General features: G+C 62.2%; 1 protein-coding gene. It reads right to left on the minus strand.

Annotated elements, in window-relative coordinates:
* Positions 1-254: hypothetical protein (locus tag AF337_RS05735; RefSeq protein ID WP_152970917.1), on the minus strand; the 254-nt coding region annotated here is incomplete at both ends.

Below are 254 nucleotides of genomic sequence, written 5' to 3' on the forward strand. Positions count from 1 at the left end.
TCGGTGCGGCCAGCGCGTTGACGAGTTCATAAATTCGGGCAACGGCTTTGTTGAACCAGAGCTTGTCATAGTCGTTCTGGACCGCCTTCAGCGTCTTGTGGGCAGCCTGGGAGATTGACAACGCGTCCCCATCGATTGCCGGCGCCGGTGCGACGGCGGAGAGCGCGTCCGCGGCTTCGGAAATCAGGCGCCACAGACGCTGGGTAAAGCGATGAGCGCCCTCGACGCCTGCCTCGGACCAGATAACATCACGC

This window comes from Rhizobium ecuadorense (assembly GCF_001187535.1).
Lineage (GTDB): Bacteria > Pseudomonadota > Alphaproteobacteria > Rhizobiales > Rhizobiaceae > Rhizobium > Rhizobium ecuadorense.